Origin of the sequence: Clostridium sp. 19966 (genome assembly GCF_032335695.1) — a bacterium.
Classification (GTDB): domain Bacteria; phylum Bacillota; class Clostridia; order Clostridiales; family Clostridiaceae; genus JACTOJ01.
The window spans coordinates 99,035-113,445 of record NZ_JACTOJ010000002.1; the positions used below are offsets into that span (position 1 = coordinate 99,035).

Genomic DNA, 14,411 nt, shown 5'->3' on the forward strand with positions numbered 1-14,411 from the left:
ATATATATTTATTTTGATAAACTTGCTATAGAAACTAATATTGTAAATTTACAAGTTAAATAATACAGACTTATAAATCACCAATCGAAGCTCTATATACATTATAACAGATTATAATATAAAATGAAACAGTTTAGTCAACTTTTATATTATTTTCTCTTGCATAGTAGAAAAGATATTGCTGGGCGAAGCCTGCATCTTTCCCAAATTTGTTTCTAGCAAAGTCTCTTATCTTTTTCAAAGAAACATCTGGTGCTACGTAAAAATGCATCATAGCCCTTTTAACCCACACATCTACAGGGAATGCTGAGTATTTCTGCATAGAAAAAAGCATTATGCAGTCTGCTACCTTAGGCCCTATGCCTGAAAATTTTTGAAGTGCTTCATGGCATCCATCATCCTCTAGAGCTTTTATCTTATTCACATCATATTCTTCAAAGTCCACAATTTTTTTACTGTTATATATCTTTTCTACTGTATCTTTAATATATTTTGCTCTAAAGCCAACTCCGCAATTTTCAAATTCATTTACTTCTCTAGAAGCTAAATCTTCAACCTTAGGAAAGGCATAGTATTCTTTACCTTTATATTCTAGCTTTTTTCCCCAATTTCTACTTATATTTTCTATTTCTTTTTTTATCATTGGTATTCTATTATTAGCAGATATTATAAAGGATATTACAAGCTCAAAAGGATCTTGCTTCAAAAGCCTAATTCCGTGTCCAAATTCAACAGATTGATGCAGGATTTCGTCTTTTTTTAATCTTTCCTTTATGGCAGTATAGTCAGTCTTTAAATCAAAATATTCTTCCCATATGTTGTAGAAATCTTTCTTGGTTGAATTATGTATTATTATATCATTACCGCTTTTTTCTACCTCTATGACTCTTTCAAAGGCAACTCCTATATATGTATTTTCATCTACTTTATTCCATCTAAAACATTGACCACAATCAAATACATGAGGCAGTTCAAAGTTTTTTACTTCCTTGACTATTACGCAGGAGTCCTTCTCCTCTATACCTTTGTAATCCATATTAACACTTCCTTATTTTTATATTGTAAGTATATCTTTTATACTGAATTTTATTATAACTTTTTAATCAAAAAATAAAAAGACCTTAGATATAATTATATCTAAGATCCTATTTCATTATTTATTATTAGCTCTTGAAAGCATCCCTTTTACTATAGTTATATATGTTTCTGAAACTTCAGGACAAACTGACAAAATATTATCTACTATATAATCTATATTGCTATCCGTAATCTTTTTAAAATTTTTATCCTCATAAACAATTTTTCCATCATCGCCTAATGAATTATAGATATCCTCTACCTTAGGAGCTGTCATACAGTTTTCATCTTCCATGCAGCTGCCTGAAAAATAAAATTCTTCTTCGATTATTGCAAATTCTCCGTACATGTACTCTTTTTTATCAGATTCAGAGGATGAAGAATCATACTTTAAGTGTTCTACATGCTTTAAGTCAAATATATTATCTGACTGCTTTCTTACCAGCACGCACCTTATTTCTAATTCCATAAGTCTTTCCTTTATATGCTCAGAAAGTTTGTCGCCATTATCCGATATAAACATCTTAACTGATATAGTTGTCTTTCTACTGCGATTAATTTTCAATATAAAATTCTCCTTTTCTATAATTTGAGATATTATTATGAAAATTAAACCTGTTAGAAAACCACCCAAAAAGGAGTGGTTTGATTAACCGTTCAATAAAATATCAAAAGCTTACAATCTCAGAAGCATCCTAGGATTTAACTTTTCAATACCCTAAATCATGATATATTCAACAGATATAATTTTTTAATAGTATTTACTCATATATATTATATCACAAATATTGAATTCTAGTATCAACTTTTGTAATCATCTTCAATTAGTAATTTACAAATTATAAGTAATAGGTAAAAGTGAAGAGTTAAGTTTATAAATTCGATGTAGGCGAATTTTAACCATAATTTTTTAATTATTACTTTTTAATTATTAACTTTTCTTATCTATTATCTATAAAAATTTTATATTACGAATTACAGTCACTAAAAATAAAGCTTGTATTTAATATTATGCTATGTTATACTATCTAAGTGGTAAATGAACTTTCATTTGCTGTTAAGATTTAATATGATGAACAAACATATCCTCTTTTTAGAATATAATTGTTAATCTATTATGAATATCTTAATTATTTGAAAAGGAGGAATGTTGAAATGGCAGATAAGACTTTAGTTTGCAAAGATTGCGGAAAAGAATTCGTTTTTACAGAAGGCGAGCAGGCTTTCTACAAGGAAAAAGGATTCGATAACGAACCTCAGAGATGTCCTGAGTGCAGAAAAGCTAGAAAGCAGCAGAACAACAGAGGTTTCAGAGGTTAATTCTTTGAAATTGAACCAATAGGTTTTCCTATTGGTTTTTTATTTTTATATGACTATAACTATATAACTAGTTATATAGAAACATAGGTTTATAGATTTCTTAATAGCTGTTTTCTATATAAAAAAAGAATTCCATCAGGAATTCTCTTTTCATATTAATCTATAATTATCTTATTTGCTGTAATCGAAGAATCCTTTTCCTGACTTTCTTCCTAAATATCCTGCTCTTACATATTTCTTAAGAAGTGGACATGGTCTGTACTTAGGATCTCCTGTCTCTTTGTATAGTACTTCCATGATTGCAAGAACTATATCGTTACCTATGAAGTCTGAAAGTGTAAGAGGTCCCATTGGATGGTTAGCACCAAGCATCATAGCTTTATCTATATCTGCAGCTGATGCAGTTCCTTCTGCAAGAACTGTTATACCTTCATTGATCATTGGTATAAGTATTCTATTTACAACGAATCCAGGAGCTTCTGCAACTTCTACTGGTTCCTTTCCTATAACCTCAGAAACAGCTTTAACCTTATCAAAAGTTTCCTGAGATGTAGCTATTCCTCTTATTACTTCAACAAGCTTCATAACTGGAGCTGGATTAAAGAAATGCATTCCTATAACCTTGTCAGGTCTGTTTGTTGCAGTAGCAACTTCAGTTATAGAAAGTGAAGAAGTATTAGAAGAAAGTATTGCCTCTGGCTTACATATCTTATCTAATTCAGCAAATATGCTCTTCTTTATTTCCATGTTTTCTACTGCTGCTTCAACTACTAAATCACAGTCTTCAGCAAGATTCATATCTATAGTTCCGCTAATTCTAGAAAGTATATCCTCTTTAGCTTCTTCAGTAAGCTTACCCTTTGCTACCAATTTTGAAAGATTTTTATTGATTCCCGCAAGTCCTCTGTCTACGAACTCCTGCTTTATATCTCTAAGAACAACTTCTAATCCCTTTGCTGCAAATGCCTGAGCAATTCCTGCTCCCATAGTACCAGCTCCAAGAACAAATACCTTTTCCATGTTAAATCCTCCTAAAATATACTATGCTTATTTGTGAGAATACAAAGAAGCATAGTAATAGTATAATAAATTTTTTAAATTCTATAATTTATTTTGTGCCTTTAAGCTGAGCAATCATTTCAGGTACAACTTTGTTTAAATCTCCAACTACAGCATAATCTGCTATCTTCATTATTGGAGCATTTTCATCCTTATTTATAGCAATTATAAAATCGGAATCCTGCATACCAGCTAAATGCTGTATTGCACCAGATATACCACAAGCTATATATATCTTAGGTTTAACAGTTTTACCAGTCTGACCAACCTGTACGTTCTTATCTACCCATTCTTTATCAACAGCAGCTCTTGAACCAGCAACTGTTCCTCCAAGAACGTCAGCAAGTTCCTGTAAAAGCTTGAAGCCTTCAACGCTTCCAACTCCTCTACCACCGGATACTATGAATTCAGCTTCTCCGATATCTACAAGATCTTTAGCAGTCTTAACAACTTCAACTACCTTTGTTCTTACATCAGCAGCTGTAAGCTTTAAAGCAACCTCTTCTACTTTTGCTTCTCTTACTTCATCTTTTTCAAGTTTAGCGAAAACTCCTGGTCTTACTGTAGCCATCTGTGGTCTGTGATCAGCACAAGCTATAGTAGCCATAAGATTTCCGCCGAAAGCTGGTCTTGTAGCTAATAAGTATTTTCCTTCTGCATCTATGTCTAATGATGTACAGTCTGCAGTAAGTCCTGTCTTAAGTCTAGCTGCTATTCTAGGACCTAAATCTCTTCCTATGAAAGTAGCTCCTATGAATAATATTTCAGGCTTTCTATCCTCTATAAGGTCACATATAACCTTTGTATATCCATCAGTTGTATAATGCTTAAGTAAGCTGTTATCTGCAACTAAAACTTCATCTGCTCCGAATGCTACTAAGTCCTTTGCTAAAGGTTTAATATTTTCTCCTATAAGCAATGCAGTAAGCTTAACTCCTAATTTATCTGCAATCTTCTTGCCTTCACCTAAGAGTTCAAGAGAAACCTTTTGAAGTACACCTTCTCTTTGTTCTGCGAAAACCCATACGCCTTTATAATCTGCTATATTCATTTTCTATACCTCCTACTTTTCTTCTACTGGAATCCAAAATCTACTATATTAGATGTAGTGTTTTTCCTTTAATTTTCCGATTACATATTCAACTGCTTCTTCAACAGGTTTCTTTACAAGTTCTCCTTGACCCTTAAGCTCTTTAGTCATGGACTTTTTAACCTTTGTTGGGGAACCAGCAAGACCTAATTTGCTCTTATCTACATCTATATCGTTAGCAGACCATATCTTGATCTCCTTGCTTGCAGATGCAAATATGTCCCTTGCATTCATGTATCTTGGAGTGTTTAATTCCTTTATAGCTGTAAGAAGAACTGGAGCTTTAACTTCAATTATTTCATAGCCATCTTCCAAAGCTCTGTTTATCTTAAGTATATCGCCTTCAACCTTAACATCCTGTACATAAGTAACCTGTGGAATATTAAGATGCTCTGCTATTTCTGGTCCAACCTGTGCAGTATCTCCGTCTATAGCTTGTCTTCCAGCGAATATTATATCATATTCAAGCTTTCTAAGAGCTCCTGCTATCGCTTCTGAAGTAGCTAATGTATCTGCTCCAGCGAAAGCTCTGTCTGTGATAAGTATAGCTTCATCAGCTCCCATAGAAAGTGCTTCTCTTAAAGCATTTTGAGCCTGTGGAGGTCCCATGCTTACAAGTGTTATCTTTCCGCCGAACTGATCCTTTAGTGTTAAAGCAGCTTCTAAAGCATGCTTATCCTCTGGATTTATTATAGAAGGCACTCCTTCTCTTATAAGTGTTCCTGTCTTTGGATCTATTTTAACTACAGTAGTATCAGGTACTTGCTTTAAACATACAACTATATTCATTTAATCTTCCTCCTGTTCAATTACTTTAATAGGTTTCCTGCTATAACCATCTTCTGAACCTGTGAAGTTCCTTCATAGATTTCAGTTATCTTAGCGTCTCTCATCATTCTTTCTACTGGATATTCCTTAGTGTATCCATATCCACCGAAGATCTGAACAGCCTTAGTAGTTACTTCCATAGCTACATCTGCAGCTACAAGCTTAGCTGTTGCAGCTTCTACTGTGTAAGGAAGTCCTTGATCCTTGCACCAAGCTGCTTTATATACTAAATATCTTGCTGATTCTATTTTTGCAGACATCTCTGCAACCATCCACTGTAAACCCTGGAATGCAGATAATGCTCTTCCGAACTGCTTTCTTTCCTTCATGTAAGCTACTGCTTCATCAAGAGCTCCTTCAGCTATTCCTAGAGCCTGAGCTGCTATACCTATTCTTCCTCCATCAAGAGTCTTCATAGCTATACCGAAGCCTTTTCCTTCTTGTCCAATTAAGTTTTCCTTTGGTACTATACAGTTTTCCATTACTAATTCAGTAGTAGAAGATGCTCTAATACCCATCTTGTTTTCAAGCTTTCCTATTGAGAAGCCTGGGAAGCTCTTTTCAACTATGAAAGCTGATATTCCTCTTGTTCCTTTTGATCTATCTGTCATAGCAAATATTATGAAAGTCTCAGCAACTCCACCATTAGTTATGAAGATTTTTGATCCGTTTAATACATAATGATCTCCATCAAGCACTGCAGTTGTCTGCTGTCCAGCAGCATCTGTTCCAGCGTTAGGCTCAGTTAAACCAAATGCTCCAAGCTTTTCTCCCTTAGCAAGTTCTGGCAAATATTTTTCCTTCTGTGCTGGTGTTCCAAAAGAATCTATTACTGATGCACATAGAGAAACGTGAGCTGAAAGTATAACTCCAGTAGTTCCACAAACCTTTGATAATTCTTCTACAGCTAATATATAGGAAAGAACATCTCCGCCAGCTCCACCTAATTCTGTTTTGAATGGTATACCAAACATACCATACTTAGCCATTTTCTTAGCATTTTCCATTGGGAATTCTTCTGTCTCGTCTATTTCAGCAGCTATTGGCTTTACTTCATTCTGAGCGAAATCTCTTACCATCTGTCTAACTAATTCTTGTTCTTTTGATAATGCAAAATTCATATAACTTTGACCTCCTTATTATTTAAGGAAAATGTGCAATTAGTATATGTATAAAACTTCAATTTAAATTGCACCTTTTCCTATTACATAACCATATATAATACAAAGTTTCTGCAACACATATAAATGTATTATCTATTTTTAAAATTCTTTTCTCTCTTTTCTACAAAAGCAGTCATGCCTTCTTTTTGATCCTCTGTTGAGAAGCATTCCCCAAAGGCTTCAGCTTCATACATAAGAGCTGTATCTATGTCTGTCTGTATTCCTCTATTTATAGCAACCTTACTGAACTTAACAGCTAGGGGTGCATTTGCTGCTATAGTCTGTGCCATAGCTTTTGCTTCTTCCATAAGCTTTTCAGGCTCTACTACTTTATTTACAAGTCCTATTCTAAGAGCTTCATCTGCTTTTATAACCTTTGCAGTATATATAAGCTCTTTAGCTACGCCTGTTCCAACTAATCTAGCAAGTCTTTGAGTTCCTCCAAATCCAGGTGTAATTCCAAGACCCACTTCTGGCTGACCAAACTTAGCCTTTTCTGAAGCTATTCTAATATCACAAGCAAGTGAAAGTTCACAACCACCGCCTAGAGCAAATCCGCCTACTGCAGCTATTACAGGTTTCTCAAGATTTTCTAATCTTCTAAATACTCTGTTTCCTAGTATTGAGAATTTTCTTCCTGCTACAGTGTTAAGATCTTTCATTTCAGTGATGTCTGCACCTGCTACAAATGCCTTTTCACCAGCACCAGTTAATATAACTGCGTATATTTCGTCATCATTTTCTAGTTCAGTTATTACTACATCTAAATCCTTTAAAGTTTCTGAATTTAAGGCATTTAAAGCTTTAGGTCTGTTTATTGTAACAACTGCTACTTTACCGTCTTTTTCAAGGATAACATTATTCAGTTCCATTAGGATGCTCCTCCTCATTTTTTGTGGTATATTGTTAATTATATAACAATCACATTTAAAAATATAGAAGCTTTAAGCTTCTGTATTTTATTATATACTTTCGCAGACAATATTTCAATATTATTAACAAAAATATCATGTAAACCTATTATTATTTTTTTTCGTTAAGCATATATGACAAAGTCATAAGACTCTCGCTGAGATGAACATTTTCAATGACAACATCCTCTGGTGCATTAAGATCCACAGGAGCAAAATTCCATATGCCCTTTATGCCGTTATTGACAAGTACATCACAAACCTTTTGGCCATTTATTCTTGGAACGCATATTATTCCAATTTCCACTTCATTTTCTTTAAGAAAACCTTCTAGATTATCTATATCCTGTATAGCTATATCTCTTATTTTCATACCTATTATTTTAGGGTTAACATCAAAAATTGCATATAGCTTAAAGCCCATTTTATCAAAATTATAATTTGCTATGGCCTGCCCTATATTACCAGCACCTATAATAATAGTTTTATATTCTCTTGAAAGTCCTAGTATATTATTTATTTCTGCATGCAGATCCCTAACATTATAACCATATCCCTGCTGTCCAAAATCTCCGAAGCAATTTAAGTCCTGTCTTATTTGGGAAGCTGTAAATCCTATTTTTTCGCTTAAGTCCTTGGATGATATTCTATCTACGTCATTCTTTAACATTTCATTTAGATATCTATAATATTTAGGCAGACGTTTGATTACTGCCATAGATATATTTTTTTTCTTATCCATTATCCACCTCTCGACTAAAGTATACTATATAATCTATCAACTTGTTTTCATCATAAATTAGCATAGTCACTATTGTTCTCCACCTTTAAATGATAGTAAACAATAAAAACAATGTCAATGTTTTCTTTAAAAAACATGATTTGAAAACGGTATTTTTAAAATTTATATGATAATTTCTATTATTTCACCTAATAAATATATTAATGTAGCTTCTGTTAAAAATATAATTCTTCTTAAAGATAAATTTTATTAGGATGATGTTTATTGTAATTTAAATAGTAAATATGTTAGTATATTATAGGGTTTTATGACAAGCTACCATGGAGAAGGTGATAATTAATGATAGTAATGAGTTGTAAAAATGTGCAAAAAAGTTATGGAATCGATGTTATTTTAGAAGATATAAGCTTCAATATAAATGAAGGTGACAAAGTAGGTTTAATAGGTCCTAACGGGGCGGGAAAATCTACATTATTTAAGATATTAACAGGTAGTCTTTCTCAGGATGCAGGAAATGTATTTATAGATAGGGACAAAACCCTAGGGTACTTATCACAGCATCTTTCCTTAGAATCAGGAAACACTATGTATGAGGAAGCCCTTAAGGTTTTTTCAGATTTAATAAATTTAGAAAATAAAATGAATGACTTAGAACAAAAAATGAATGAACCTTATGATGCTGCTAAAGAAGATTATCATAATAAGCTTATAAGAGACTATACCACCGCCTGCGAGCTTTTCGAAAAAAGGGGCGGCTATACTTATAAGGGTGAAATCAATCGAATTCTTCAAGGCTTAGGCTTTACAGAAAAAGATTTTGATAAAAATATAAATATACTTAGCGGCGGTCAAAAGACAAGAGTAGCCCTGGCGAAATTACTCCTAAAAAAGCCAGAAATAATTCTCTTGGATGAACCTACTAACCATTTGGATTTGAATGCTATTGAATGGCTTGAAGATTATTTAAAAAATTATAAAGGTACTCTTATTGTTATATCTCATGACAGATTTTTCTTAGATTCTGTTACAAATTCCACCTTTGAGGTTATGAGCGGAAAAATAAAGTGTTTTAATGCCAGCTATACAAAATTTATCGAACTTAAGAAGAAGGATTATGAAGTTCAGCTCAAGGCTTATAATCTTCAGCAGGCTGAAATAAAAAGGCAGGAAGAAATCATAGAAAGATTCCGTTCTTTTAATAGAGAAAAAAGTATAAGAGCTGCAGAAAGCAGAGAAAAGGCTCTTGAAAGAATGGATAAAATCGATGCTCCAGAGAAAGAAGGAAAAGCTGCAAGAATAAGCTTCGATGCTCTTATAAAAAGCGGAAATGATGTTATGCATGTAGAAAATCTTTCAAAGCATTATGGAGAAAAGATTCTATTTGAAAGCTTGAATTTAGATATAAAGCGCAGTGATAAAACTGCTCTTATCGGAGAGAATGGAAGAGGAAAAACTACTTTATTTAAAATAATACTGGAAAAAATAAAAAGTGATTTAGGCTTTGTGAGCCTCGGCAAAAATGTTTTTATAGGATATTATGATCAGGAGCAATCGAATCTTAATGAGGAAAAGACCGTAATTGATGAAGTATGGGATGACTTTCCTGAGATGACAACCAAGGAGCTTAGAAATGTTTTGGCAGCCTTCCTATTTATCGGTGATGATGTTTTTAAAAAGATTTCAAATCTTAGCGGAGGAGAAAAATGCAGAATTAATCTTCTCAAGCTTATGCTTGAGAAAAATAATTTTCTTCTGCTGGATGAACCTACAAATCATCTGGATATTCCCTCTAGGGAAGCTTTAGAGGATGCCCTGATGGATTATGATGGCACCTTGCTAGTTATTTCACATGATAGATACTTCCTTAACAAGGTGGTAAACAAGATTTACGAGCTTAATATAGACGGTGCTAAAGAATATCTAGGCAATTATAGCTATTATATGGATAAAAAAAATAATCCTAACCGATTTGAAGGTATTGGAGAAAATACTTCTGGAATAACAAAAACCAAGCAGCAGGAAGAGAAGAAAAAGAAGAAGCAGCAAGAAAAAGCTGAAAGAGAAATGGCTCAAAAATTAAAGAATATAGAAGCTTCAATAGCTAAAAAGGAAGAGGAATTATCAGATTGCAATAATTTACTGTGCCTTGAAGAAATTTACTCTAATCCGGAAAAAAGCTTAGAGGTAAATGCAAAAATAGCTTCTATTCAAAAAGATATAGAAAGCTTATATGAAGAATGGGAAAATATGCTCTAAAAAAAGCAATATACTATTTTAATAGAATAGTATATTGCTTCCTATTTTTTCTTTGCACTTTTTCTTTAACAGACCAAGTTTTTGACTAAGCTCATAGGTGCTTCCAAATTTAAAATCAGTCAAATTCAAAGCAGCGATGGAGATTGATACTAAGGGGAACACGTCCTCTTCACCTTTTCTGTTGTGGGATATAAAATACCCTCTTTCAACATCTTCTTTAGAAAAATAATTCTTTATCTTGCTGTCAAAATTGTATATTACATTTTCAAGTATTTCCTCCGCACTATCCTGATTAATGATGGCAACAAAATCATCTCCACCCACATGCCCTAAAAAGCCTTGCTCATTGCAGCAGGAAATATTATTTAAAAGTATCTCCGCTGTCATCATTATTACCCTATCTCCATTTTCAAAGCCGTATAAATCATTATAGCCTTTAAAATTATCTAAATCAAAATAAACTGCACACAATTTTTCCCTATCCTGTATAGCCTCTTCAAGCTTTGAGTCTATGATTCTATTTCCGGGAAGCCCTGTGAGCGGATTGCAGCTTCTAGCCATCTGAACATTTATATCAGTAGTATATTCCAAAAGTTCCTTTATGGTTATGATTCCATAGTATTCATCATTTTTACATACGATAATTGAATCATAAATGCTTTTATTATTTCTTTTCAAAGCCTCATTGGAAACCTTTGTTACAGAATCGCTATAATCTACAATCATAGGATTAGTCTCCATAAGTAGACTTACATTCCTGTTCATATATATGGCATTACCATAAGTAGTAGATAGTCTTGCATAAAAATTATTTCTCATGACGAGACCTTTTACTTTATTTTCATTTACCACGGGAATTCCATGTATCTCCTCATCGTCTCTAAAAAGTGCATCTATAATTTTATTTGATACATCCTGAGGAACAAAAAAATTATTTTTTACCAGCTTCCCTATGCTGAGCTTAGAAAAATTATCTATAGATCTGCTGTATATTTCATTATTTATTTCTCTTATGCTATTTACTACTTCTTCATTGATTTCGCTTATTTTATCCTTGGGCCTCTGCAGAAAATACCCCTGCCCGTACTTGACTCCTAACGCTATTACAGTTTTTAATTCCTCATAGGTTTCTATTCCCTCTGCAATTATATGCATATTTTCAAGCTTAGCAAATTCAACTAATCCAGTTACTAAGGATCTGTTTATTTTCTTATCATTTATATTTTTAATAAGTTCTTTATCAATTTTTATGTATTTGGGACAAGTTTCTGCCAGCATTCTTAGCCCTGAATATCCCTCTCCTGTGTCATCCAAAGCTATTTTATACCCTTGCATTTTATAGTTTTCAATTATATTTTTAAAAACCTCATAGTCTTCTATGCAGGTTTTCTCTGTTATTTCAAATATTATATTCTCTGGATTAAGGTTAAATAGATTTATATACTCCTTTGTAAATCCCTGTCTAAATTTATCATTGTGTATGATCTTAGGATCCACGTTAATAAATAAAAGCTTTGATATATTTTCAACTGCTGCCTTTTCCAAGGCCTTTTTTCTGCACAAATACTCTATTTCCCATAACTTATCATATTCATCCGCTGCTTTAAATAAGTTATCAGGCATTTCTAATAAAGTGTCTTTAGGGCCTCTGCTTAATGCTTCATATCCTATTACCGAGCAATCTTCAAGGCATACTATGGGCTGATATAGGGTTGTAATAGCTTCTTTCAGTATTATTTCTTCTAATAACTCATAACAAGTTTGTTCCTTTACACACATATAGCATCCTCCGTCTGCAAACTTACGTGCATCCATTATAAATTGCATTGTTACTGACTTCATATTTTATGCATAAACTATTTAACTATATATTACTAAAATTTTATAAATTGAATGTTATATTTTCGTTTAGAAATGTTAAATTTCTTGTAATTGCAGGCGCACAATAAAAAAATCTGCAATTACCTGCAGATTTTCTTATCTTATATTTAGGTTCTATTTTAAATCAGTGTTGATTTTTACACTGATTTAAAACATTCCTTTAGTAGGTTAGGCTATATTTAATTTGTAGTAAGTTTCACGCTTACTGTCTGTGTCTGTCCATCTCTATATATTTCAACCTTTATTACATCATTTGCCTTATGCTTATCCTTTAATGTGTTGATCTCTGCAACAGTTTTTACAGCTTTGCCATCAAATTTTGTTATTACATCATTCTTTTGAATACCTGCATTATCTGCTGCACCAAATCTTGTTACTGAATCAACCAATACTCCTTGAGGTAAACTGTAGCTTTGGAAGGTTGTTTGATCATAATCTTCAGCAGTTATTCCAAGCATAAGTCTCTGCTTAGATAAGGTTGGAAGCTTATCTTTTGCAATATTGATTGGTATAGCAAATCCCATTCCTTCGATAGTTGCATCAGTAGAAGTTCCCTGCTGGCTATTGTTAGAAAGCTTTGCTGAGTTTATTCCTATTACCTGTCCTTTTGAGTTTAATAGAGGTCCGCCGCTGTTACCGCTATTTATGGCTGCATCTGTCTGTATATATTTAGTTCCATTTTCCTCAAGCTGTCTGTTAAGTCCGCTTACTATTCCTGTAGTAACTGAATTTGAGAATTCTTTTCCTAAAGGATTTCCTATAGCTACTACTGATTCTCCTACTTGAAGAGAGCTTGAATCTCCTAATTCAACAACTCCTGGCATTGTAACTTTATCAGTAACCTGTATAACTGCTATATCATTTTGATCATCATAGTTAACCACTTTTGCATTAACTTCTTTTCCGCTGCTGAATTGTACCTTAACAGAAGTTGCACCTGAAACAACATGATAATTAGTTAATATATAACCATCTTGGCTAATTATCATTCCAGTACCAACACCTTCCATAGCTTGCTGTCCATAAATAGTATTAGTAAAACCCTTTATGGAAACTGTAACTACTGCTGGACTTACCTTCTTTACGATATCTGTAACTGTTAATCCGCTGTTTTCACTAGCAACAGTTGTTGCATGATATGAATAAGAACTGCTGCTTGAAGTTGTACTTGCAGTGCTCTGATTTCCTGCTACAGTTTTATATAATGGGGTGCTAGAAAAGAAATTTGTATTAGGAAGTACATATAAAGCTGCTCCTAAGGAAGCTCCACCTCCTATACCTGCACACAATACTCCTACTAATACATAGGACATTACTCTCTTTAATTTCCCTGGTTTTTTATGTTTTTTGGTATTTACATCTGTCACATAATAATTTGTAGAATTTGGATTCGTATAGTTTGTATTTTCATAGCCATTAGAATTAAATTCATAACTTGATAAAGTACTATCGTTATTATTGCTTTCATTGCTGCTGTTATCTTGGGATGATTGATCTTCGCTCATATAAAATCCGTTTCCTTCTACATAGTTATTATTTATATTATCATTCTGATTTTTATTTAAGTTATCCTTATTAGAATTATTGTTTTCCATATTTTCTACCTCCTAATGGATTGGTTTTATTTATCTTACAAGTATATAATAAAACCTCTTTGTGTCAATTTAGTGTCACCGCTGTAACAAAATTTTTAAAAGGATTAGTATTTTAATATGGAAAAAGGTATTTTACCAGCATTTTTTTATTTTAATTTTGTTTTAAATTAGTTTTTCTCCAGTATGCATCTCTTTTTTATTACCAATTTTTAAGCTTCTTTTGCTAAGCTCTGACTGTATTTCCTGCAAACTGACGTCTTTTTCTGCCATCAGCACTATCATGTGATAGCAAAGATCGCAGATCTCTCCAATAAGATCGCTCTTACTATCATTTTTTGATGCTATGATAACCTCAGAGCTCTCCTCTCCAACCTTTTTTAATATTTTGTCCAAGCCTTTTTCAAATAAGTAATTTGTATAGGAACCCTCCATAGGATTCGCCTTTCTATCTATTATGACTTCATATAAATCTTCTAAAACTTTATCCAT

The 14,411-nt window shown here is 32.8% G+C and carries 13 protein-coding genes; 2 read left to right on the plus strand and 11 right to left on the minus strand.

Annotation, left to right across the window (positions count from 1 at the left end; translation table 11 throughout):
- Nucleotides 1–133: 133 nt before the first annotated feature.
- Nucleotides 134–1,036 (minus strand): DNA glycosylase, encoded by a 903-nt coding sequence (locus IAI10_RS02310; RefSeq protein ID WP_315671679.1) that lies wholly within the window; start codon nt 1,034–1,036, stop codon nt 134–136.
- Between the two features lie 117 nt (nt 1,037–1,153).
- Nucleotides 1,154–1,642 (minus strand): hypothetical protein, encoded by a 489-nt coding sequence (locus IAI10_RS02315; protein WP_315671680.1) that lies wholly within the window; start codon nt 1,640–1,642, stop codon nt 1,154–1,156.
- A 590-nt stretch (nt 1,643–2,232) separates the two neighbouring features.
- Between IAI10_RS02315 and IAI10_RS02320 the strand changes: the two genes are divergently transcribed.
- Nucleotides 2,233–2,397 (plus strand): zinc-ribbon domain-containing protein, encoded by a 165-nt coding sequence (locus IAI10_RS02320; RefSeq protein ID WP_315671681.1) that lies wholly within the window; start codon nt 2,233–2,235, stop codon nt 2,395–2,397.
- A 171-nt stretch (nt 2,398–2,568) separates the two neighbouring features.
- On the opposite strand, the gene IAI10_RS02325 is transcribed toward IAI10_RS02320, so the two are convergent.
- The 6 genes from IAI10_RS02325 to IAI10_RS02350 form a co-directional block, all read right to left on the minus strand.
- Nucleotides 2,569–3,417, minus strand: a complete 849-nt coding sequence (locus IAI10_RS02325) for a 3-hydroxybutyryl-CoA dehydrogenase (RefSeq protein WP_315671682.1) — start codon at nt 3,415–3,417, stop codon at nt 2,569–2,571.
- Between the two features lie 88 nt (nt 3,418–3,505).
- Nucleotides 3,506–4,507 (minus strand): electron transfer flavoprotein subunit alpha/FixB family protein, encoded by a 1,002-nt coding sequence (locus tag IAI10_RS02330; protein ID WP_315671683.1) that lies wholly within the window; start codon nt 4,505–4,507, stop codon nt 3,506–3,508.
- 48 nt (nt 4,508–4,555) lie between these two features.
- A complete protein-coding gene (locus tag IAI10_RS02335) occupies nt 4,556–5,335 on the minus strand; it encodes an electron transfer flavoprotein subunit beta/FixA family protein (RefSeq protein WP_315671684.1) in 780 nt (259 codons plus the stop codon).
- Between the two features lie 20 nt (nt 5,336–5,355).
- Entirely contained in the window at nt 5,356–6,495 is a 1,140-nt protein-coding gene (locus tag IAI10_RS02340; protein ID WP_315671685.1) for an acyl-CoA dehydrogenase, read from the minus strand.
- A 131-nt stretch (nt 6,496–6,626) separates the two neighbouring features.
- Nucleotides 6,627–7,409 (minus strand): short-chain-enoyl-CoA hydratase, encoded by a 783-nt coding sequence (locus IAI10_RS02345; protein ID WP_315671686.1) that lies wholly within the window; start codon nt 7,407–7,409, stop codon nt 6,627–6,629.
- Nucleotides 7,410–7,560: 151 nt separating this feature from the next.
- Nucleotides 7,561–8,190 carry a redox-sensing transcriptional repressor Rex gene (locus IAI10_RS02350; protein ID WP_315671687.1) on the minus strand — a complete coding sequence of 210 codons (630 nt, stop codon included), beginning with the start codon at nt 8,188–8,190 and terminating at the stop codon, nt 7,561–7,563.
- Between the two features lie 339 nt (nt 8,191–8,529).
- On the opposite strand from IAI10_RS02350, the gene IAI10_RS02355 reads away from it, so the two are divergent.
- Nucleotides 8,530–10,446 (plus strand): ABC-F family ATP-binding cassette domain-containing protein, encoded by a 1,917-nt coding sequence (locus IAI10_RS02355; RefSeq protein ID WP_315671688.1) that lies wholly within the window; start codon nt 8,530–8,532, stop codon nt 10,444–10,446.
- An 18-nt stretch (nt 10,447–10,464) separates the two neighbouring features.
- On the opposite strand, the gene IAI10_RS02360 is transcribed toward IAI10_RS02355, so the two are convergent.
- From IAI10_RS02360 to hisE, 3 genes are all read right to left on the minus strand, one after another.
- The gene (locus tag IAI10_RS02360) at nt 10,465–12,225 is read right to left on the minus strand and encodes an EAL domain-containing protein (protein WP_315671689.1); all 1,761 of its coding nucleotides are present in this window, start codon (nt 12,223–12,225) and stop codon (nt 10,465–10,467) included.
- 281 nt (nt 12,226–12,506) lie between these two features.
- A complete protein-coding gene (locus IAI10_RS02365) occupies nt 12,507–13,922 on the minus strand; it encodes a trypsin-like peptidase domain-containing protein (protein ID WP_315671690.1) in 1,416 nt (471 codons plus the stop codon).
- A 162-nt stretch (nt 13,923–14,084) separates the two neighbouring features.
- On the minus strand, nt 14,085–14,411 hold the full coding sequence (gene hisE / locus IAI10_RS02370; protein ID WP_315671691.1) for a phosphoribosyl-ATP diphosphatase: 327 nt from the start codon (nt 14,409–14,411) through the stop codon (nt 14,085–14,087).